The organism is Thiogranum sp., from assembly GCF_058323355.1.
On record NZ_JBTTIO010000017.1, the window covers coordinates 36,269 to 58,467 of the forward strand.

Genomic DNA, 22,199 nt, shown 5'->3' on the forward strand with positions numbered 1-22,199 from the left:
GACCGTATGCGCCCGGCCAGCCTCGATGCCTTTATTGGCCAGACGCACATCCTCGGCCCCGGCAAGCCCCTGCGCCTTGCTGTAGAAAGCGGGCAACTCCATTCCATGATTTTCTGGGGGCCGCCCGGCACCGGCAAGACCACACTGGCACACTTGCTGGCAAAAACCTCCGGCGCGGAATTTGTCGCGATTTCTGCGGTGCTGGCCGGCGTCAGGGACGTGCGCCAGGTGGTCGAGATCGCAAAACAGCGCCAGGCGGTAGAGAAACGCCAGACCTTGTTGTTTGTCGATGAGGTGCATCGTTTCAACAAGGCGCAACAGGATGCCTTCCTGCCATTTGTCGAGGATGGCACATTGCTGTTGGTGGGCGCCACCACCGAGAACCCGTCCTTTGAATTGAACAATGCGCTGCTGTCGCGGGCGCGTACCTATGTGCTGAAGCGGCTCGGGGAACAGGAGCTGCTCCAGGTTTTGCGTCAGGCACTCAGCGACAGTGAACACGGCCTCGGTTCGTCGGGACTGGTGCTGGAAGACACACAGCTGGAACAACTGGTAGCTGCGGCCGACGGTGATGCGCGTCGTGCACTGGGCCTGCTGGAGATCGCCAGTGACCTTGCCGACGCGCAGGGCCGGATCGAAGCGTCGGTGCTGGCGGAAGTCATCGCTGGTGGTCTGCGCCGTTTTGATAAAGGCGGCGAGGCGTTCTATGACCAGATTTCCGCCCTGCACAAATCCGTGCGCGGTTCATCACCGGATGCGGCCCTGTACTGGCTGGCACGCATGATCGACGGCGGCTGTGACCCCCTGTACATTGCCCGGCGTGTAATACGCATGGCCTCTGAAGATATCGGCAACGCCGATCCGCGCGCACTGGCGCTGGCGCTCGATGCCTGGGAAACCCAGGAACGTCTCGGCAGCCCGGAAGGTGAACTGGCCATCGCCCAGGCCGTGGTCTACCTGGCCTGTGCCGCCAAGAGCAATGCCGTCTACACGGCATGGAAAGCCGCCGTGAAGGACGCGCGTGAACAGGGCTCGCTGGAAGTGCCGCTGCAGCTGCGCAACGCACCGACAAAACTGATGAAAGAACTCGGCTACGGCAAGACTTACCGCTATGCCCACGACGAGCCTGATGCCTATGCAGCCAGTGAAAACTACTTTCCCGATGAACTTGTGGGCAGGCGCTACTACCGGCCGGTCGAGCGTGGCCTGGAAATAAAAATTGCCGAAAAGCTGGCGCGCCTGCGCGAGCGCGACCAGCGTGAGGCGGACAAATGAATGCGCGCCGGCAAGGCTTCCGGTATCCTTCGCGCTCATGAGTCAGGTACTTGCCATTGCAGGTGGCGGCGCACTTGGCGCCGTATTGCGTTACTGGGTGTCTACCTCGGTCTACGCCATGGCGGGTCGCGGTTTCCCTTACGGAACACTGGTCGTGAATGTGCTGGGCAGCCTGTTGATGGGGTTCCTGTATATCTGGTTACTGGAGCGTTCACTGGAAAGTACCGCCATGCGGGCCTTCCTGCTGATCGGGTTACTCGGCGCCTTTACCACCTTCTCGACCTTTTCCATCGAGACGCTGTTGCTCATGGAAGGCGGTCAATACCTTCGCGCCCTGATCAACACGCTGGCCAGTGTTGTATTGTGTGTTGCAGCCGCAGCCGTCGGCGTCATATTAGCGAGGCAGCTATGAACTGGGAAACTGTAACATTCGTTCGCGTCTATCTCATGGAAGCGGACAAGACACTGAAGCCGTTGCTGAAACGGCTCCATGATGAAGAGAAAGTGCGTGGTGTTACCGTGTTTCGTGCTGTCAGCGGTTTTGGTGGCAGCGGGCGGCTTCATACCGCTTCACTGGTTGACCTGTCGCTGGACCTGCCGGTCAGCGTGGAATTTTTCGACACACCAGAGAAAACCGACCGCATTCTCGAACACCTCCAGGACCTTATCGGCGCAGGCCATATCGTGCGCTGGCAGGCTGAAATGAACCACTGAACAAGAGAAGAATATGCTGGACCCGAAACTTTTCAGAAGCGATCTCGTCGCTGTTGCTGAACAACTCGCGCGGCGTGGCTTTAACCTTGACACGGCCGCCATCAGGACACTGGAAGCGCGTCGCAAGGATAGCCAGGTAAAGACCGAGTCCCTGCAGGCCGAACGCAACAGCCGTTCAAAGGCCATCGGCAAGGCCAGGGCGGCCGGTGATGACATCCAGCCCCTGCTGGATGAAGTGGCGGGCCTGGGTGAGCAACTCGATTCTGCGCGGCGTGAACTGGAAGCGATTCAGCAGGAACTGGACGCCATGTTGATGTCTATCCCTAACATCCCGCATGAATCCGTACCGGAAGGCGATGACGAAGCGGACAACCTGGAAATCCGCCGCTGGGGTGAACCGCCAGCATTTGATTTCGAGGCGAAAGATCACGTCGACATTGGTGAAGCCTTGCATGGCATGGAATTCGATTCAGCCGTCAAGCTTTCCGGTTCACGTTTCGTTGTACTGCGTGGCGCACTGGCACGACTGCACCGTGCCCTGACCCAGTTCATGCTCGATGTGCATACCGGCGAGCATGGCTACCAGGAATGTTACGTCCCGTACCTGGTGAATGCCGACAGTTTGCGCGGCACCGGGCAGTTGCCCAAGTTCGAGGAAGACCTGTTTGCAACCCGTGGTGAAGATCCATTTTACCTGATACCGACCGCTGAAGTGCCGGTCACCAACCTGGTTCGTGACATGATTATCGAGTCGGACAGGATGCCGCTGCGCATGACAGCACACACGCCCTGTTTTCGTTCAGAGGCCGGTTCGTACGGCAAGGACACGCGCGGGCTGATTCGGCAGCACCAGTTCGAGAAGGTTGAAATGGTGCAGATTGTACGGTCGCAGGACTCCTATAGCGCGCTGGAAGAACTGACCGGTCACGCGGAAACGATTTTACAGAAACTCGCTTTGCCGTACCGTGTGGTGACCCTGTGCAGCGGTGATCTTGGCTTCTCGGCCGCAAAAACCTACGACCTTGAAGTCTGGCTGCCGGCACAACAGACATACCGGGAGATTTCCTCGTGCAGCAATTTTGAGGATTTCCAGGCACGGCGCATGAAAGCCCGCTGGCGTAACCCGGATACCGGCAAGCCGGAACTGGTGCATACCGTGAATGGTTCAGGCCTGGCCGTAGGGCGCACACTGGTTGCCGTGCTGGAGAACTACCAGCAGGCAGACGGGTCGGTTGTTGTTCCGGAAGCACTACATCCCTACATGGCAGGCGTGCAGCAACTTACCGCGGGCGATTGACGTTTGTCATGAAGTCGATTCCGGCACGTCACGGCCAGCACTTTCGCAGCGGGCCACCTGTTCAGATACAGGGCGGGCCAGGTAGTAGCCCTGCACGTAGTCGACGCCGGTTTTGGCCAGTGCCCGAAGTGTTTCCCGGTCCTCGACGAATTCCGCCACAGTCGTCTGGCCGAGGAAATGTGCAATATCATTCATGGAGATGACCATGGCGTGATCCGTGGGATCATGGGTCATGCCACGCACAAACATCCCGTCGATCTTGATACAGTCCACGGCAAGGTGCTTGAGGTGGGAGAAGGAACTGAACCCGGTACCAAAGTCATCGAGCGAAAAATGACAGCCGATCGCGCTCAGCTCATTGATGACTTTCTGGGCGGCGGGAATGTTTGCGATAGCGCTGGTCTCGGTAATTTCAAAAGATATATCCGACGGGCTTACACTGTACTCGTGCAACAGGCCCTTGATGGTGTCAACGAGTTCCGGCTTCACCAGGCTCTGGCCGGCCAGGTTGATGGAGAACATGACTTCTTTCCAGACTGCACCGAAATGCGCAAGCTGACGAATGGCGTGACGTAATACCCATAAGTCGATTTCCGGCATTAAATGAAAGCGTTCTGCCGTGGGCAGGAAAGCGCCGGGCATGATCAGCGAATCACGGCCTTTCAAGCGGATCAAAACCTCGAAGCACATCTTTACCTGCGAAGGATTGCGGGCAATTTCCTCCCATATCGCACCGGATTGTTGCGGCAGATTGTCCATGTCGATGGCAGACAAGGGCAGGATAGGATGGAAGTACAGTTCAAAATGATCATTATCGATGGCCTGGCGCAAGCGCGCAGACCAGTTCAGGTCCCGGCCCATCTCGGAACGGAAGTCACTGCTGTCGGCGTAGATGTGGGTGTGGTTGCCACCTTCTTTCTTGGCGATATGGCAGGCAATATCCGCGTGTGCAAGCACATCCCCGGGTGACGGCGTATTCCGATCGAACAGTGCTGCGCCTACGCTGCCGTGCACATCGTAGCTGCGGCCCTGGTAGAGGAACCCCCCTTCACTGAGCACGGCGCGGAATGCATCAGCGGTCCGGTCAAGCATTTGCGGGTCAACGTTGCGCAGTAATACGGCGAACTCATCGCCACCAAGCCGCGCAAGCGTGTCTGAGCTGCGCAGGCGGGAGCGCAGTCTCTGGCTGACCTGGATCAGCAGTTGGTCGCCGGCATCGTGGGTTGCGGTATCGTTGATATATTTGAAGCGATCAAGGTCGATGTAGAGCAGGGCGCTTGTCTCTTCGCTTCGGCGTAGTCGCTCGAACTCGACCTCAAGGCGCTCTTCAAAATACCTCCTGTTGAACAACTCGGTGAGGGCGTCATGGCTTGCCTGCCAGCGCAGTTTCTCTTCGAATGCCTTTCGCTCCGAGATGTCCTGGAATGCAACCACAGAACCTTCCTGCCGACCTTTCATATACATGGGAAACACGGTGCATTCTACGGGGAGGATCGTGTTGTGGCGTGTCCAGAACACTGTTTCCCAGTTTTTCAGGATATCGGGTTTTCCGTATGTGCGTTCAAGCTTGCTGGATAATACTGACAGCGTCTGTCCATGCTCATCAGAATGGTGCAACCGTTTCATCGGGCTTTCACCAAGCAGCTCCGCTTCATTGTCGTAACCCAGAATACGCAATGCGGTCGGGTTGATGAATGAAATTCTGCCGTCGTTGTCAACGCCGTAAACACCGTCGCCGACAGAATGGAGAATGCTCTGCAATCGCTGGCGTTGCGCTTCAATGGAATTCTTGATGTGGATCGAACGGCTCATGGCGGCGATACGGGTCAGGAACAGGGCATCGACTTCATTCTTGAACATGCATTCAGTCGCCCCGGCATCGAGCGCATCTTTTATCACCTGGTCAAGATAGGTCCCGGTGAACATGGCAATGACAATACCGCGGGTGGCGGCATGATTCTGAAGCCGGCGACACAGGACATCACCATTCTCACCCGGCATGAAGTAATCGATGATTGCAATATCGTACTGTCCCTGCTCAGCCTTGTGAAAACCTTCCTGCACGTTTGACGCAACATCGATTTCGTAGCCGTGATCAAGAAGCAGCTTGCGGTAATACGAGCGCACACTGGGAGAATCATCAACCAGTAGCAGACGGACAGGCTTTATGTCATTTGTGATTACGGGTTGTGAGATGGCGGGTAATGGTGTCGTGGTACAGAGTGACTTCAGTGTTTCGTCGAGCGTACTGCGATCCGACCAGTCGAGTACCGCTGTACAGGGGCGCTGGCTTGCCCAGAGTTTTATCGCTGCATCAGGCTCATGAGAAAGAATGAGTACCGGGATGGTTGTGAGCGGCACGCGTTCGAGGAGAACGAGTAATTCATCGGCAGCCGGCTGAGTATGTGCCGGCCAGCCGAGGATGATGGATACAGGGCGTTGTGAGCTGTCGGCAATGTCCTGAAGAAGTTTCAGACCGCTGCTGTAGCTGTCCTCAACGCTGACCTCGTGGCCTTCACCGCGTAGCGCCTGCTGAAGTACGTACCGCTGTGTGGCCGATGACTCGATCAGCAAAATTTTTTGTGAAATATCGTGCATTTGCCGGATACAATCCCCGGGCGCCTGCTATTTCGTCCGATGAGCTGCCAGGTGCCGTAGTTTTCCTTATCGGAGAGCATTTCCCGATGCAGCTACCGGGATACGGAGCTTGCCTGCTCTTCGTCAAAAGGAAATCGGCCGTTTGCGCCCGATCTTTATGCTATTTCAGGAAGATATCTCGATCAGTGTCTCGTCGGGATTGACGCTGTCCCCCCTGGCAACATACACCGTCCTGATCGTACCGTTGATCGGCGCCTGGATTTCTGTTTCCATTTTCATGGCCTCGGTGATCAGCACCGGGTCACCCGCTGACACCATATCACCCACCTTGACCAGCACATCGATCACTGTGCCGGGCATGGAGGTGGCAACGTCACCGGGATGGGTAGCGTGCGGGCGCCTGCTGCCCTTGATCGAGGTGGTGTCAGTAGCCTGGGTTTCCAGTTCCGACAAGGTTTCGACCAGTACTTCCTCGGGTACGCCATCGACGGTCATATAAAAGGGACGATCCTGCTGACCGGGATGGCCGGTACCGGTGATCTGTATATGGTAGGTTTCGCCGTGCAGGGTAACGTTAAACTCGGTAGGGCGGGGTTGTGAACCCACATCGGTACTGGCCGGTTCCAGCGGCTCCGGCGCCAGGATGTTTGCATTACGTTCGGTAAGAAAATCACGGCCAAGTTCGGGGAACATGGCACAGGTGAGGACATCTTCCTCACCGTTGGCAATGTCGGCGGTTTCCTCACGCAGCCGGTCCATTTCATCACCGAGCAGGTCAGCGGGGCGTACATCAATGATATCCTCGTTGCCAATGGCCTGTTGCCGCACCATGGCGTTGACATGCCCGGGCGCGCGGCCGTAGCGTCCCTGCAGGTAAAGTTTTACTTCGTTGCTGATGGTCTTGTAGCGCTCACCCGTCAATACATTCAGTACCGCCTGTGCACCGACAATCTGCGACGTCGGCGTAACCAGCGGCGGGTAACCCAGGTCTTCACGCACACGCGGTATTTCCTGCAGGACTTCCTCGATACGGTTCAGCGAGCCCTGTTCACGCAACTGGGTATGCAGGTTGGAAATCATACCGCCCGGCACCTGGTAGACTTGCACGCGCGTGTCCAGCCCGGTCATGTCGCTTTCAAACTGGTGGTACTTCTTGCGCACTTCGCGGAAGTAGAAACCGATCTCCTGCAGGGCTTTCAGGTCCAGGCCGGTTTCCCAGCGCGTATTGCGCAACGCTGCAACCATGCTTTCCGTCGGCGGGTGCGAAGCCCCGCCGGAGAAGGCCGAGATGGCAGTATCGATATGACGGCAGCCATTCTCGATGGCCTTCAGGTGACACATCTCTGCAACACCCGCGGTCGCGTGCATGTGCAGGTGGATGGGCAGGGAAACGGCTGCGGTCAGCGCATCAAACAGCTCAGCGGTAATCATCGGTGTGAGCAGACCTGCCATGTCTTTCACGGCGATGCTGTGGCATCCAAGGTTTTCCAGCTGTTTTGCCATACTGACAAACTGCTCGATGCCATGCACCGGGCTGGTGGTATAGCAAATGGTGCCCTGGGCATGTTTGTCTGCCTCGCGGACCGCAGCAATCGAGGTTTCCAGGTTGCGGACATCGTTCAGTGCATCGAAGATACGGAACACGTCTATACCATTCTCCGCGGCACACGCAATAAAGGCGCGCACCACATCATCGGAATAGTGTCGGTAACCGAGCAGGTTCTGGCCACGCAGCAGCATTTGCAACCGTGTTCCGGGCAATGCGGCGCGCAGTTTCCGCAAGCGTTCCCAGGGATCCTCCTTCAGGTAACGAATACAGGCATCGAAGGTCGCACCACCCCAGACTTCCAGTGACCAGTAACCGATTCGATCCAGTCGTTCGCAGACCGGCAGCATGTCTTCCGTGCGCAAACGGGTGGCGATCAGCGACTGGTGGGCATCGCGCAGAATGACGTCGGTGAGATTGACTTTGCTCATGGGGTTATCAGTATCCTGCGTTGGCGGCAATGGTAGCGGCAATCACGGCGGCGAGTTCACGGGTCGGGCGGCTGGCCTTGTAATTAACCAGTTCGGGGTGCGCCTCGACAAAGCTGGTATCAAAGCTTGCCGCGCGGAACTCTGCAGAATCCAGTACCGCAAGATAGTAGGGAATGGTGGTTTTGACACCATATACGCCGGTGTCATTCAGGGCGCGCCGGGCGCGGTTGATCAGTTCATCCCATTCCAGTGCCCACACAGTGATCTTGGCGCACATGGAGTCGTAATAGGGCGGGATGGTGTAGCCGCTGTAGATGGCCGCGTCGGTACGCACACCCGGGCCACCCGGTGCAAAGTAACGGGTAATGCGCCCGAAACTGGGCAGGAAATCATTTTTCGGATCCTCGGCATTGATGCGGAACTGCATGGCATAACCGCGTCGTTTGATTTCCGACTGGGCAAAGCGCAGTGGTTGACTGTCGGCGATACGAATCTGCTCACCCACAATATCGATGCCGGTAATCGTCTCCGTTACCGTGTGTTCGACCTGCAGGCGGGTGTTCATTTCCATGAAGAAGAACTCACCCTTGTCGGTCATCAGGAACTCGACCGTACCGGCATTCACATAGCCCGCGGCCTCGGCTGCCCTGATCGCCCATTGCCCGAGCATTTCACGTTGCTCATCATTCAGCTGGGGAGAGGGTGCAATTTCGATCAGTTTCTGGTGGCGTCGCTGAATGGAGCAGTCGCGCTCAAACAGGTGAATGGTATTTCCATGGCTGTCGGCCAGTATCTGCACTTCGATATGGCGCGGACGATCGATGCATTTCTCCAGGAAAATGTCAGCGCTGCCGAATGCCTTGGTCGCCTCTGAAAGGACGCGTTCATAGTTTTTACGCAGCGCGGTTTCGTTGTTACAGCGCCGAATTCCACGACCGCCGCCACCTGATGTTGCCTTGAGCATTACCGGATAGCCAATTTCACTGGCCAGCGCAATGGCTTCATCGAGACCCGACAGGTTCTCGTCACTGCCTGGAACCACCGGCACGCCGGCCGACTGCATCAGGCGCCGCGCCTCGATCTTGTTGCCCATGCGGCGAATGACTTCGGCCGGCGGCCCGATGAAGCGAATGCCACGGCGTTCGCAGATGTGTGCCAGCTGGGGATTTTCGGACAGAAAGCCGTAGCCTGGGTGCAGCGCATCACAGCCGGTCGAAACGGCAAGATTGACGATACGGTGTGCGTTCAGGTAGCCGGCCAGCGGATCGTGGCCGACAGAATAGGCCTCACTGGCTTTTTTGACATGCAGGGCATGACGGTCCGGCTCGGCATAGATCGCCACCGATTCGATATTGGCTTCCTGGCAGGCACGCACAATACGGACGGCAATTTCACCCCGGTTGGCAATAAGGATTTTCCTGATCAAGCGTCCCCCGTTTCCGTCCGTGTAGCTGTCGGCGCTTGCCCTGAGCATAGCGGGATTTCCCGCCAGCGGGTGAAAAACACGCCAAAGAGCTTGTTTTTCTACGTAAAACCCGTGCGCCTGTCAACCATACACGAAGCGGCCGGCGAAGGGAGATTCGTGGCCACGGCAGGTAGACAGGGCATCCGTGTACCTGTTGCTAACATACCGGTTTTTCAGCATTTTAGCTTTGACAGCACGCCTTGCCAGCGAGTATCATGGCGCGCTTATGTTGGATCGTCTGCCGGAGCAAATCGAGCCCATGGGGCTTGCCGATGTGGGTCGCTCCTTTCGCGGTGTGGTAGCGGTTGATCAAATGGATCGGCTTGCGCCATTACTGGCCTCGAAAGAAGGCGAGCTCAGTGTCGAGTTGCAGTTCAATCTCGACGAGCGACGGATCCGCACATTGAAGGGCAGGATCAAGGGCGAAATCAGTCTGGTCTGCCAGCGTTGTCTCGGCAGGCTGAGCTTTCCACTCGACCTTGGCTTCAGCCTCGGCATCATCAACAGTGATGACGAGATGGCACAGTTGCCGGAAGGTTACGAGCCTATGCTGGTGACCGGCGATCCACTGAAAACCTTCGATGTGATTGAAGACGAGGTGTTGCTGGCCGTGCCGTCTGTCCCGATACACCAGGGCGCGGAACGTTGCCGGGCAAACCATCTGAACCAGCCGGTACCGGAAAAGGGAAATCCTTTTGCGGCACTGGAAAAACTGAAACGCTGAAAGACGCTTTAGCAAGCAGGAGATAGACTCATGGCAGTACAAAAGAGCCGCAAGACCCCTTCCCGGCGTGGCATGCGCCGTTCGCACGACAGCCTGAAGGGCGCGGCGCTGTCTGTCGAGCAGACCACAGGGGAAACCCATCTGCGCCATCACATCAGTCCCGACGGTTATTACCGCGGTCGCAAGGTTGTTAATAAAGACCTCGACTGATCCGCTTTGCGGGTCCCGGGTATTCGTTATTACTACAGGACACGCTGCTTCCCGGTTACGGGGGCAGCGTGTGTTTTTTAGTGCATGACTGAAAAAATTACTATTGCGCTGGATGTGATGGGTGGTGACCACGGTGTCGATGTGGTGTTGCCTGCCGCGAAGTCTGTGCTGCAAAAGCGTAGCGATATTGAATTGCTGCTGGTCGGCGACGAGGCTGTCATCAGCCGCGCACTTGACGACCTGGGTCTGGCAACCCATCCACGCCTGACACTCCAGCACGCCTCGCAACACGTGGAAATGGATGAACTGGCCTCACATGCCCTGCGCTTCAAGAAAGATTCTTCCATGCGCGTGGCCATTAATATGGTCAAGGAAGGGCGGGCGCAGGCGTGTGTCAGTGCAGGCAATACCGGCGCCCTGATGGCAACGGCACGCTACGTGCTGAAGACCCTGCCAGGCATTGATCGTCCTGCCATATGCACCTCGTTACCCTCCATCCACGGCCATACCTGGATGCTGGACCTGGGCGCCAATATCGACAGCACACCTGAACAGCTGTTTCAGTTCGGGCTGATGGGCTCGGTGCTGGCCAGTGCGCTGGACCATAACGAAGCACCACGTGTGGGATTGCTCAACGTTGGCGAAGAAGAAATGAAGGGCAACGAGACCGTCAAGGAGGCCGCCGGCCTGCTGTCGTCCGGCGCCCTGAACTATGTCGGTTTCGTCGAAGGTACCGATGTATACTGCGGCGATGTAGACGTAGTGGTGTGTGACGGTTTCGTGGGCAATATCGCACTGAAGACCAGTGAAGGCGTGGCAAAAATGATCGCCCACTTCATCAAGAAAGAGTTCACGCGCAATATCCTCACCCGTATGGTTGCACTGTTTGCCTTGCCGGTACTGAAAGCCTTTCGCCGACAGATCGATCCACGACGCTATAATGGGGCCAGTCTGCTCGGTTTACGCGGCTCGGTGATCAAGAGCCACGGCGGGGCGGATGTACTGGCCTTCAGCAATGCTATCAACGTGGCGGCCGAGGTCGTCGAACAGAACGTACCGGAACGCATCAAGTCCCGGCTACACGTTATTCTCTCGGAAAGGCAGACAGGCTGATGTACGCACGCATTACAGGGACAGGCGGATACCTTCCGGACAAGGTTCTGACCAACAAGGATCTGGAAAAGATCGTCGACACCACAGACCAGTGGATACGCGAACGCACCGGCATCAGCAAACGCCACGTTGCTGTTGAAGGGCAGAACACGGTCGACCTGGCCGAACACGCCGCACGCCGCGCACTGGATGCCGCGGGCCGTGATGCGCAGGACATCGACCTGATCATTGTCGCCACCACCACTGCCGACCGCGTATTCCCCAGTACCGCCTGCCTGTTGCAAAAGCGACTCGACCGGCACGGTTGCGCAGCGTTTGATGTTCAGGCGGTATGTACCGGCTTTGTCTATGCACTGGGTATCGCAGACAAGTTCATTCGCACCGGTGCAGCGAAATGTGCGCTGGTGGTCGGCGCAGAAACCCTTTCCCGGGTACTGGACTGGACCGACCGCAGCACCTGCGTGCTGTTTGGCGATGGCGCGGGTGCGGTTATCCTGGAAGCCAGTGAGGAACCCGGCATCCTTTCCACGCACCTGCACGCCGATGGCGCCTATGAACACCTGCTGACCGTCCCCGGTGGCGTCAGTCAGGGTTACGACAGTCTCAGGGACGGCAACGGTTACGTGACCATGAAAGGCAACGAGGTATTCAAGGTCGCGGTGAATACGCTGGGACGTATTGTCGACGAGACACTTGAAGCCAACAACCTGGAAAAGTCCGATATCGACTGGCTGATTCCGCACCAGGCCAATATCCGCATTATTCAGGCGACGGCGAAGAAACTCGGTATGTCCATGGACAACGTCGTGGTAACCGTGGATGAACACGGCAATACCTCCAGTGCGTCGGTACCACTCGCGCTCGATGTGGCCGTACGTGACGGTCGCATCAAACCCGGTGAAACCCTGCTGATGGAAGCCTTCGGCGGCGGTTTCACCTGGGGTTCCATTCTTCTCAAATTCTGATTTATTCGTCCAGGCTATGACTACTTCAAATACGCAGCCAGCACTTGCCATGGTATTCCCCGGGCAGGGTTCACAATCCGTCGGTATGTTGTCGGCACTGGCCGATGCTTTCCCGCAGGTCGGTGAAACCTTTGCCGAGGCATCGACCGTACTGGGTTACGACCTCTGGGAGCGCGTACAAAACGGCCCGGCTGAGTCTCTGAACCAGACCGCCTGTACGCAGCCGGCGATGTTAACAGCCGGTGTCGCGACCTGGCGCTGCTGGCAGGCAAAAACCGAAACACGTCCCGCGCTGATGGCCGGGCACAGCCTGGGTGAATACACCGCACTGGTGTGTGCCGGCGCCATGTCTTTTGCCGATGCAGTCGCACTGGTTGAAAAACGTGGTGAGTACATGCAGAACGCCGTGCCGGCCGGTGTTGGCGCCATGGCCGCCATACTGGGGCTTGCGGATGAACAGGTCGAGTCTGTGTGCGCCGAGGCGGCACAGGACGAAGTGGTCAGCGCCGTCAACTACAACTCGCCGGGGCAGGTGGTGATTGCAGGCAATAAAGCCGCTGTCGAACGCGCCATGGCACTCGCCAAAGCCGCCGGCGCGAAGCGGGCCTTGCCATTACCGGTATCCGTCCCGTCGCACTGCAGCCTGATGCAACCTGCCGCGGAACAACTGGCTGAACGACTGGCAGGCATCGAAATCCAGGCGCCTGCGATTCCCGTAATTCACAACGTCGATGCCAGCTCGCACGATGATCCGGCAGCCATTCGCGAAGTGCTGGCAGCGCAGTTGTACCGTCCCGTGCGCTGGGTCGAGTGTGTGCGCGCCATGCATGCACAGGGTGTCAGCATGCTGGTGGAAGCCGGCCCGGGCAAGGTGCTGGCAGGGTTGACCAAACGTATTGAAAAATCGCTGGGCGCGATGCCGATCCAGACGGCTGAGGATCTGGACAGGGCCATCGCCTCGATCAGCTGAACACGAAGGAGCAAAAGCATGTCGTTGGACGAACAGATTGCGCTGGTGACCGGCGCAAGCCGTGGAATAGGCCAGGCGATTGCACGCACGCTGGGAAAACAGGGTGCGCGCGTTGTCGGTACGGCAACAACCGAAAAAGGTGCGGCGGCGATACAGGCAGATTTTGACGAACAGCGTATTACCGGCCTGGGGCTTGCGTTGAATGTGACCGATGTCGAATCCGTTGACGCCTGCATGGCAGCCATCAAGGAAAAATTCGGCGGCTCACCGACGATCCTGGTGAATAATGCCGGCATCACACGTGATAACCTGCTCATGCGCATGAAAGAAGACGAGTGGAACGATGTGATCGACACCAACCTGACGTCGGTGTTCCGTCTCAGCAAGGCGGTACTGCGCGGTATGATGAAAGCAAGGCAGGGGCGGATTATCAATATTGCTTCCGTCGTAGGCTCCACCGGCAACCCCGGTCAGGCCAACTACTCCGCGGCCAAGGCGGGTATGCTCGGTTTTACCAAATCGCTGGCGCGGGAAGTCGGATCGCGCGGGATTACGGTCAATGCCGTCGCCCCCGGCTTCATTGATACCGACATGACCCGTGCGCTGCCGGAGGAACAACGCAAGATGCTGGTTGGCCAGGTGCCGCTGGCGCGCCTCGGCGAGGCCGGGGACATTGCAGCGGCTGTCGCCTTCCTGGCATCGTCACAGGCCGGTTATATCACCGGCGAAACCCTGCACGTGAATGGCGGTATGTTTATGGCCTAGCCGCAATATCCGGCACTCCAGTGCAGGCCGTGATCCAGGGTTTGCCGGTACGACGAATAAGTTGATGTTTAACTATGTGGCATAAGATATTATTAAATATAGATAATATTATTTACAATTTGTCGTTCCGGGGTCATTGTCAGGATTTTTGATCTGCGACAAATTAATGATAACTGTATGACTGGCGTGGCTATGACCTTTTCTCTAAAATACGCGCGCAGTCAGGAATGAATATAAATTAACTGAGGAAATTTCAGCGATGAGTAATGTTGAAGAACGCGTCAAGAAGATAGTCGTCGAGCAGTTGGATGTCAGCGAGGACTCTGTCACCAACGAAGCGTCATTTGTAGATGACCTGGGCGCGGACTCCCTGGATACCGTGGAACTGGTTATGGCGCTTGAAGAAGAGTTCGAGTGCGAAATCCCGGATGACGAGGCAGAAAAGATCGGCACTGTCCAGCAAGCGATTGACTACGTCAGCGCCCACCTCGGTTAACCACCGCCTTTGTCGAGTACAGAACGCTGGTCACCCGCAAGGGTGCCGGCGTTCTGGTCTTTTAGTCACCACCATTTTGTTTACAGACTGGAGTAACGCACTGTGTCCAAGCGCCGTGTCGTAGTTACGGGTCTGGGCGCTGTCACGCCGGTCGGTCTGACAGTACCCGAAACCTGGGAAAATATTGTCTCTGGCAAGAGCGGTATTCGGCCGATTACTTCATTCGATGTGTCTGCGTTCCCGGTGCGTTTCGGTGGCAGTGTCCAGAACTTCGATATTACGCAATACGTGTCGAAGAAGGACGCCCGGAAAATGGATACCTTTATCCATTACGGGGTGGCGGCAGGTGTACAGGCAATCCGTGACGCCGACCTGGAAATCACGGATGCCAACGCCGAGCGTATCGGTGTTTCACTGGGCGCCGGGATCGGCGGTCTGCCCGGTATCGAGAAAAACTATCAGGCCTATCTTGATGGCGGTCCGCGAAAGATTTCACCCTTCTTTGTGCCGTCCAATATCATCAATATGATCTCCGGCAACCTGTCGATCATGTTTGGTCTGAAAGGACCCAATATGGCCATGGTGACCGCCTGTTCGACCGGCACCCACAGTATCGGCGAAGCCGCACGCATCATTGCCTATGGCGATGCCGATGCGATGGTGGCCGGTGGCGCGGAAATGGCGACGACACACACCGGGCTGGGTGGTTTCGCCGCCGCCAAGGCACTGTCCACGCGGAATGACGATCCACAGGCGGCAAGCCGCCCCTGGGACCTCGATCGCGACGGGTTTGTGCTCGGTGACGGTGCCGGTGTGCTGGTGCTGGAAGAATACGAATACGCCCGGGCGCGTGGCGCCAGGATTTATGCCGAAGTGGTGGGCTATGGTATGAGTGGCGACGCCTATCACATGACACAGCCTTCGCCGAATGGCGAAGGTGCGGCACGCTGCATGCGCAATGCGTTGCGTGATGCCGGCCTTAACCCGGACGATGTCGATTACATTAACGCACACGGCACTTCAACCCCCGCGGGAGATATCGCCGAGGTCAGCGCCATCAGGATTGCCATGGGGGGTCATGCTTCCCGTGTGGCGATCAGTTCCACCAAGTCCATGACCGGTCACCTGCTGGGCGCAGCCGGCGGCATCGAGGCGGTATTCTCGATACTGGCGATTCGCGACCAGGTGGCGCCGCCGACCATCAACCAGTTTACCCCGGACCCGGCCTGTGACCTCGATTTCGTACCCAACGAAGCCCGTCAGATGAGAATCGATATCGCCATTTCCAACTCGTTCGGGTTTGGCGGTACCAACGGAACGCTGGCTTTCTCGAAACTCCGGTGACCCGGCTGCCGGCCTGTGGTGGCGATGAATCCTGACCCCTGCCATACGCGTCATGCTCATGCGGCCGGAGCAAAGCCCGCTGCAGACTTATGGCACGTCCGTCTGGCAAAAGCCCCTGACCTGCTGGCGCTGCACGAGGCCTGCCCGGCGCGCTATCCCCACTTGCTGGAAAGTGCCGCGGCCGGTCAGCAGGGTCGCTATGACATCCTGTTTGCCTTTCCTGGCGCCAGCATCGAACTGCGGGATATCGATGCCTTCGATTTTCTTGCCCAGCTGGATCTGGCCTGGCGCGCCGAACGGATAACAGAAGTCCCTGCGCAGGCGACGGAGTTACCGTTTCGTGGCGGCTGGTTTCTGTACCTGTCCTACGAACTGGCCGGGCAGATAGAACCCCGCCTGAAGCTGCCGGCCGATAACAGCGGATTGCCTGTCGCCAGTGCCACACGCTTCCCTGCAGCCATTATTTTCGATCACAAAAGCGGGCAGGCAACGCTGGTGTCGGAACAGCGGGCGTTACTGGAACAGATGCGCACAGACCTGGATCAATTACCGGCTAACGACAACAACCGGCATGCTTTCGCCATAACCCTTCGCGAACAGCCGGACGAAAACTACACGCGAGCCGTCGGGCAGATACTCGACTACATTCGTGACGGGGATGTTTTCCAGGTAAACCTGTCACGTGCCTGGACAGGTGACTGGCCGGCGAACACCAGCACCGCACAATTGTACCGGCGCCTGCGTGCCGCCAACCCGGGGCCGTTCAACGGGCTGGCCAGCTTCGGCGACAACGCTGTTCTGAGTTCATCACCGGAGCGACTGGTCGAGGTGCGTGACAGGCAGGTGCAAACCCGACCGATTGCCGGTACCCGCCCGCGGGCGGGTAACGCGCAGGAAGATTCGGCGTTGTCGCGCGAGCTCATGGCACACCCCAAGGAACGCGCCGAACACATCATGCTGATCGACCTGGAGCGCAACGATCTCGGGCGCATTGCCGTACCCGGCAGCGTCAAGGTCAGTGAACTGATGGTGCTCGAATCCTACGCCAGTGTGCATCACATTGTTTCCAATGTTTGCGCCACGCCACGCCCTGACGTTACCCCGGGTGAGGTGATTCGCGCTGTCTTCCCGGGCGGCACCATTACCGGCTGTCCCAAAGTCCGCTGCATGGAAATCATTGCCGCACTGGAGGGCAGCGGGCGTGGCGCCTATACCGGTTCAATGGGCTACCTGAATCGTGATGGCAGCCTTGATCTCAATATTCTGATCCGCACGCTGGTGCGCAATGGAGACCGCCTGGGCTTTCGCACCGGCGCCGGTATCGTAGCCGACTCGAATCCGCAGCACGAGCTGGAAGAAACCCGCGCCAAGGCAGACGCCATGTTACGTGCACTGGCAGGAGACGGGGCGTGACCTGCTGTCTTGTCGATGGCAGGCCTGCCAGCATGGTGCCGGTGAATGACCGGGGCCTGCAATATGGTGACGGTTTATTTGAAACATTTGCCATACAGGCAGGCCAGCTGCCGTTCTGCGAGCGTCATTACACCCGCCTTGCCGCCGGCTGCGAACGGCTGGGTTTTCCCTCCATTGACTGGCCCGCGCTTCGCGAAGAAGTCACGGCATTCGCCGCCAACCGGCACACAGGCGTACTCAAACTCATCCTCACGCGGGGCAGTAGTCAGCGTGGTTATGTGAGCGATAACAGCTTGCCTGTGCGACGTATCCTGTGTCATTCAGACCTTCCGCACTGGCCCGCAGAGCCTGACTGGCAAGGTGTCCGGGTACAGTTGTGCCGTACACAGCTGGCTATCCAGCCGCAACTCGCCGGCATAAAGCACCTGAACCGCCTGGAGCAGGTGCTGGCGCGGCGCGAATGGCAGGCTGATGCCATTCGTGAAGGCCTGTTGTGTGACACGCAGGGTCATATTATCGAAGGCACCATGAGCAATCTGTTTCTGGTGCACAATGGCGTGTTGAAAACCCCGCGCCTGGATAACTGCGGCGTGGCCGGTGTGATGCGCTCCATCATTATCGATATCGCCAATGAGGCATCCCTGGCGCTTGAAACCGGTTATCTTTCCAGACAGGATGTGCAGCAGGCCAGCGAGATTTTTATCTGCAACAGCCTGATGGGTATCTGGCCTGTGGTGAGGATAGATGATGTGGGTGAATATCCTGTCGGAACATTCACGCGTCGCCTGCAAACCCTGCTGCAAGACTATGACGACCATAACAACAAGACCTGGTACGCGACGTGACGCTCAGTAACCCCGCCAGACCGCGTGTAAAAGACCGCCTGTTCCGGCTGGCAGGTCTGTTGTTGCTACTGGCCAGTTTTGCCGGCGCCTGGCTGGCAATGGAGTTCGACAGTTTTCGTAACACCCCTCTGGTCACCGGTGACCAGGATATTCCCCTGCTGGTCAGGCCCGGTGCTTCCTTCAAATCGGTCGCCGCCGAACTGCATGCACGCGGTGTGCTGGAGCACCCGACCTGGCTGGTGCTGCTGGCGCGCTGGCAGGGTGTCGATGGCAGGATCAAGGCAGGTGAATATGCGCTGCCTCCCGGCCTGCTCCCGGAGCAGTTACTGCGGCAACTCACCGAAGGGCAGGTGCTGCAATATGCGCTGACCCTGATCGAGGGTGATACCTTTCGTGACATGATGCGACGTATTGCCGAGGCCCCCGCGCTTGAACAGACACTGCCCGATCACAAGGGCGAAACCGTGATGCAGGCCATCGGTTACCCCGGCCTGCACCCGGAAGGACGCTTTCTGCCAGAGACGTATCATTACCCGCGCGGCACCCGCGATGTCGATGTGCTGCGGCGTGCCTTCCGTGACATGGAAATCTTCCTCGATGCCGAATGGTCAAAACGTGAAGCGGACCTTCCATTGAAAACGCCCTACGAGGCCCTGATTCTTGCCTCGATCGTGGAAAAGGAAACCGGTCTTGCTTCAGAACGACCGCAGATTGCCGGGGTTTTCGTCCGCCGACTCAGAAAGGGCATGCGCCTGCAAACCGATCCCACGGTCATCTATGGCATCGGGGAAAGCTTCGATGGCGATATTCGTTTCCGTGACTTGCGCAGGGATACGCCGTATAACACCTACACGCGCGCCGGTCTGCCGCCGACACCCATAGCCATGCCGGGCAAGGATGCCATACGCGCCGTGTTACACCCGGCGCCCGGCGACAGCCTGTACTTCGTGGCGCGTGGCGACGGCAGCCACCAGTTTTCCGCAACACTTGGCGCACATAACCGTGCCGTGGACAAGTACCAGAGAAAAAGGCGCTGATGCTGTGAACACCGCAACCTGCACAGGTCGTTTTATTACGCTCGAAGGAGGCGAGGGCGCGGGCAAGTCCACCAATGCGGCTTACCTTGCCGCGCGCCTTGAAGCGGCCGGCATCAGCTTGCGCGTCACGCGTGAACCGGGCGGGACAAAACCGGGCGAACGCATCCGTGAACTGCTGCTCGACCCTTCCAGTGACGGCATGCACGCCGATACCGAACTGCTGCTGATGTTCGCGGCGCGCGCGCAACACCTCAACGAAGTCATCCTGCCCGCCCTGCAGGCCGGTGAATGGGTGTTATGCGATCGCTTCACAGACGCCACCTATGCCTACCAGGGCGGTGGGCGCGGTATCGACATGCAACGTATAGCCGAACTGGAGGCCTGGGTACAACGGGGGTTTCAACCGGACATGACCATCCTGTTCGACCTGCCGGTTGAGACCGGACTGGCGCGTGCCGGCAAACGCGGTGAACTGGATCGTTTCGAGCAGGAGCAGCAGTCGTTTTTCAATGCCGTGCGTGATACCTACCTGCAACGTGCAAAACAGGATCCACGGCGGTTCCGCATTGTCGATGCGTCACAGCAACTGAACCAGGTTCAGCGCCAGCTTGATACGCTGATTGAAGAACTGCTGGCGACTCAGCGTACAGAGGTTGAGCAGCGTGGCCGCTGACACCCCCTGGCTGGAACCGGTCTGGCAACAGATTAACCGGGCGCGCCTGCAGTCCCGCATGCCGCACGCCATGCTGCTGACAGGCAGTGAAGGCGTTGGAAAACATGTACTGGCCGAGCGCGTGGTTCACGCACTGTTGTGTGAAGCAGCGGATGAACAGGGCACGCCGTGCGGGCAATGCGCCGCCTGCGGCTGGCTGCGCGCAGGAACACATCCCGATCTGCTGGTCCTGGAACCGGAAGAAGCGGGCAAGGCCATCAAGGTCGACCAGGTGCGTTCCCTGTGTGCCGGGCTGGCTATCACCAGTCATGGCGGACGCTACAAGATCGCTATCATCAGGCCTGCTGAAGCCATGAACGTCAATGCAGCAAACAGCCTGCTGAAAACACTCGAAGAACCGACGTCCAATACCCTGCTGATGCTTGAGAGTGCCGCGCCGGGCCGGTTAATGGCGACCGTGCGCAGCCGCTGTCAGCAGCGACAGGTTCCACTGCCACAGCACGAACAGGCACTCGGCTGGCTGGCGGCACACGGCCTTGAGGGGGACGCTGCCACGCGCAGCCTGTTAATTGCCGGTGGCGCGCCATTGCGCGCACTGGCATTACATGAAAGCGGTGCCGAGGCGCTGATGGCTGAATGCCTGGACCAATTGCAGGGTGTCAGCGAAGGCCGCCTTGATCCGCTGGCCGTCGCCAGTGACTGGCAGGGCGACGATGTGGCATTGCGACTGGAAGGGTGGCGTCAGTGGATGCAGTGGCTGATCCGTACCCGGCTGGCGGCTGCCGATGAACCGGCAGGAAAACTGGCGCAAAAGTTGCAGACCGTTGTAGAGTCGGTAGACTGTCAAAATCTCTATGCGCTGCTGGATCGTATTGACAGCACGATGAATGCGCTGGGTTCCGGCCTGAATCGCCAGCTGGCGCTGGAGGATCTGTTGATACGCTGGGCGGCTATGCCGACAAGACGTCAAAATAATGTCACGCAAGGTAGCAGGTAAGTTATGGCAATGAAACCCGGTGGCGGAGCCAGGCAGGGCATCCTCTCCCTGACGATCAAGGACAAGAGCGCGCTCTATGCCGCCTACATGCCCTTCGTCAAGAACGGGGGCCTGTTCATTCCCACCAATAAAACCTACCAGCTCGGCGACGAGGTCTTCATGCTGTTGACACTGATGGACGAACCGGAAAAGATTCCTGTGGCCGGCAAGATCATCTGGATTACGCCCCGGGGCGCGCAAGGGGCGCGTGCGGCCGGTATCGGCGTACAGTTCAGTGATAATGACGGTGGTTCGGCACAGAAGAAAATCGAAACCTATCTCGCCGGTGCGCTGACAGCGGACCGTCCCACTCATACCATGTAATATTCCACAATCGGTCCCGGTTGTATTTCTGATTTAGCAAGGTTGCCCGACATGCTGGTTGATTCTCATTGCCATCTCGATCTTCTGCGGCTGGAAGGTGAAACCCTCGATGATGTGGTGTCCGAGGCACAGGCCGCCGATGTACAGCAAATGCTGTGCGTATCGATAAGCCTGGAACGCTTCCCGGCCATGATAGACCTGATAGCGCCATACCCGCAGATTCTGGCCTCGGTGGGAGTGCATCCGGATGGCGTGGAGGGTGAAGACCCGGACGAAGAACGGCTGGTCTCGCTCGCCGACAACGCACGCATTGTCGCTATCGGAGAAACCGGGCTGGATTATTTCCGCATTGAAGGTGATACCGGCTGGCAGCGCGAGCGTTTCCGGCGGCATATCCGCGCTGCCCGCGCGACCCGCAAGCCACTCATCGTACATACCCGTGCGGCAAAGGAAGACACGTTACGTATTCTCAAGGAGGAGGGTGCGCGCGAAACAGGTGGTGTGCTGCACTGCTTTACCGAAGACTGGGAGATGGCGAAAGCCGCCATGGATATGAATTTTCATATCTCATTTTCCGGAATTGTGACATTCAAAAATGCCGTCGAGCTTAAAGCCGTGGCAAAACAGGTTCCCGCCGATCGAATGCTGGTGGAAACCGATTCACCCTACCTGGCGCCGGTACCGAAACGTGGCAAAAGCAACCGGCCGGCGTATGTCCGTCATGTGGCGGAATACCTGGCTGAACTGCGTGGCGAATCATTTGATGAACTGGCGTCCATCACCACACAAAACTTCAATACATTATTTAAAGCATTTTAATACAATTAGTTATATAAATAATCTACAAAAAACATTAATAAAATCCGTCATGCCGGGGGGGGGCGGCCGACCCGGCGAGTTAAACACTGGGTGCCCGCCCGCGCCCCGCGGAAAACCCCCCCCAAAAAACCCCGACCCC

At 58.0% G+C, this 22,199-nt stretch carries 22 protein-coding genes; 19 read left to right on the forward strand and 3 right to left on the reverse strand.

The window, feature by feature from the left end:
* Positions 1-6: 6 nt before the first annotated feature.
* The 4 genes from ACW81B_RS03130 to serS are packed head-to-tail and all read left to right on the forward strand — an operon-like array spanning position 7 to position 3,286.
* Entirely contained in the window at positions 7-1,275 is a 1,269-nt protein-coding gene (locus tag ACW81B_RS03130) for a replication-associated recombination protein A (protein ID WP_491578771.1), read from the forward strand.
* 37 nt (positions 1,276-1,312) lie between these two features.
* Positions 1,313-1,687, forward strand: a complete 375-nt coding sequence (gene crcB, locus ACW81B_RS03135; RefSeq protein ID WP_491578752.1) for a fluoride efflux transporter CrcB — start codon at positions 1,313-1,315, stop codon at positions 1,685-1,687.
* Complete coding sequence (locus ACW81B_RS03140; RefSeq protein WP_491578753.1) at positions 1,684-1,989, forward strand: DUF190 domain-containing protein; 306 nt, start codon at positions 1,684-1,686, stop codon at positions 1,987-1,989. The genes crcB and ACW81B_RS03140 overlap by 4 nt, the downstream gene beginning before the upstream one ends.
* A gap of 13 nt (positions 1,990-2,002) precedes the next feature.
* On the forward strand, positions 2,003-3,286 hold the full coding sequence (gene serS, locus ACW81B_RS03145; RefSeq protein WP_491578754.1) for a serine--tRNA ligase: 1,284 nt from the start codon (positions 2,003-2,005) through the stop codon (positions 3,284-3,286).
* Positions 3,287-3,292: 6 nt separating this feature from the next.
* Here the strand turns inward: serS and ACW81B_RS03150 are convergent, their stop codons facing one another.
* The 3 genes from ACW81B_RS03150 to ACW81B_RS03160 form a co-directional block, all read right to left on the reverse strand.
* Complete coding sequence (locus ACW81B_RS03150) at positions 3,293-5,884, reverse strand: two-component system response regulator (protein ID WP_491578755.1); 2,592 nt, start codon at positions 5,882-5,884, stop codon at positions 3,293-3,295.
* 165 nt (positions 5,885-6,049) lie between these two features.
* The gene (gene oadA, locus ACW81B_RS03155) at positions 6,050-7,861 is read right to left on the reverse strand and encodes a sodium-extruding oxaloacetate decarboxylase subunit alpha (protein ID WP_491578756.1); all 1,812 of its coding nucleotides are present in this window, start codon (positions 7,859-7,861) and stop codon (positions 6,050-6,052) included.
* Between the two features lie 7 nt (positions 7,862-7,868).
* On the reverse strand, positions 7,869-9,287 hold the full coding sequence (locus ACW81B_RS03160) for an acetyl-CoA carboxylase biotin carboxylase subunit (protein ID WP_491578772.1): 1,419 nt from the start codon (positions 9,285-9,287) through the stop codon (positions 7,869-7,871).
* 265 nt (positions 9,288-9,552) lie between these two features.
* Here ACW81B_RS03160 and ACW81B_RS03165 point away from each other — a divergent pair, with 265 nt between their 5' ends.
* The 15 genes from ACW81B_RS03165 (at position 9,553) to ACW81B_RS03235 (ending at position 22,060) form a co-directional block, all read left to right on the forward strand.
* Positions 9,553-10,050 (forward strand): YceD family protein, encoded by a 498-nt coding sequence (locus tag ACW81B_RS03165; protein ID WP_491578757.1) that lies wholly within the window; start codon positions 9,553-9,555, stop codon positions 10,048-10,050.
* Between the two features lie 30 nt (positions 10,051-10,080).
* On the forward strand, positions 10,081-10,260 hold the full coding sequence (gene rpmF / locus ACW81B_RS03170; protein WP_491578758.1) for a 50S ribosomal protein L32: 180 nt from the start codon (positions 10,081-10,083) through the stop codon (positions 10,258-10,260).
* A gap of 84 nt (positions 10,261-10,344) precedes the next feature.
* The gene (gene plsX, locus ACW81B_RS03175; RefSeq protein WP_491578759.1) at positions 10,345-11,373 is read left to right on the forward strand and encodes a phosphate acyltransferase PlsX; all 1,029 of its coding nucleotides are present in this window, start codon (positions 10,345-10,347) and stop codon (positions 11,371-11,373) included.
* A complete protein-coding gene (locus ACW81B_RS03180; RefSeq protein WP_491578773.1) occupies positions 11,370-12,338 on the forward strand; it encodes a beta-ketoacyl-ACP synthase III in 969 nt (322 codons plus the stop codon). Before plsX ends, ACW81B_RS03180 begins: the two co-directional genes overlap by 4 nt.
* A 16-nt stretch (positions 12,339-12,354) precedes the next feature.
* Positions 12,355-13,308 (forward strand): ACP S-malonyltransferase, encoded by a 954-nt coding sequence (gene fabD, locus ACW81B_RS03185; protein ID WP_491578760.1) that lies wholly within the window; start codon positions 12,355-12,357, stop codon positions 13,306-13,308.
* Between the two features lie 18 nt (positions 13,309-13,326).
* The gene (fabG, locus tag ACW81B_RS03190; protein WP_491578761.1) at positions 13,327-14,073 is read left to right on the forward strand and encodes a 3-oxoacyl-ACP reductase FabG; all 747 of its coding nucleotides are present in this window, start codon (positions 13,327-13,329) and stop codon (positions 14,071-14,073) included.
* Positions 14,074-14,332: 259 nt separating this feature from the next.
* Complete coding sequence (gene acpP, locus ACW81B_RS03195; protein ID WP_132972124.1) at positions 14,333-14,569, forward strand: acyl carrier protein; 237 nt, start codon at positions 14,333-14,335, stop codon at positions 14,567-14,569.
* A 102-nt stretch (positions 14,570-14,671) separates the two neighbouring features.
* Positions 14,672-15,913, forward strand: coding sequence for a beta-ketoacyl-ACP synthase II (fabF, locus tag ACW81B_RS03200; RefSeq protein ID WP_491578762.1), 1,242 nt, complete (start codon positions 14,672-14,674; stop codon positions 15,911-15,913).
* Between the two features lie 24 nt (positions 15,914-15,937).
* On the forward strand, positions 15,938-17,326 hold the full coding sequence (locus ACW81B_RS03205; RefSeq protein WP_491578763.1) for an aminodeoxychorismate synthase component I: 1,389 nt from the start codon (positions 15,938-15,940) through the stop codon (positions 17,324-17,326).
* Entirely contained in the window at positions 17,323-18,171 is an 849-nt protein-coding gene (pabC, locus tag ACW81B_RS03210; RefSeq protein WP_491578764.1) for an aminodeoxychorismate lyase, read from the forward strand. Before ACW81B_RS03205 ends, pabC begins: the two co-directional genes overlap by 4 nt.
* Positions 18,168-19,208 carry an endolytic transglycosylase MltG gene (gene mltG / locus ACW81B_RS03215; protein WP_491578765.1) on the forward strand — a complete coding sequence of 347 codons (1,041 nt, stop codon included), beginning with the start codon at positions 18,168-18,170 and terminating at the stop codon, positions 19,206-19,208. Before pabC ends, mltG begins: the two co-directional genes overlap by 4 nt.
* Before the next feature lie 4 nt (positions 19,209-19,212).
* Positions 19,213-19,881 (forward strand): dTMP kinase, encoded by a 669-nt coding sequence (gene tmk / locus ACW81B_RS03220; protein ID WP_491578766.1) that lies wholly within the window; start codon positions 19,213-19,215, stop codon positions 19,879-19,881.
* Positions 19,871-20,878 (forward strand): DNA polymerase III subunit delta', encoded by a 1,008-nt coding sequence (locus ACW81B_RS03225; RefSeq protein WP_491578767.1) that lies wholly within the window; start codon positions 19,871-19,873, stop codon positions 20,876-20,878. Before tmk ends, ACW81B_RS03225 begins: the two co-directional genes overlap by 11 nt.
* Before the next feature lie 3 nt (positions 20,879-20,881).
* The gene (locus ACW81B_RS03230) at positions 20,882-21,241 is read left to right on the forward strand and encodes a PilZ domain-containing protein (RefSeq protein WP_491578768.1); all 360 of its coding nucleotides are present in this window, start codon (positions 20,882-20,884) and stop codon (positions 21,239-21,241) included.
* A gap of 51 nt (positions 21,242-21,292) precedes the next feature.
* The gene (locus ACW81B_RS03235) at positions 21,293-22,060 is read left to right on the forward strand and encodes a TatD family hydrolase (RefSeq protein ID WP_491578769.1); all 768 of its coding nucleotides are present in this window, start codon (positions 21,293-21,295) and stop codon (positions 22,058-22,060) included.
* The last annotated feature ends 139 nt before the right edge of the window (positions 22,061-22,199 follow it).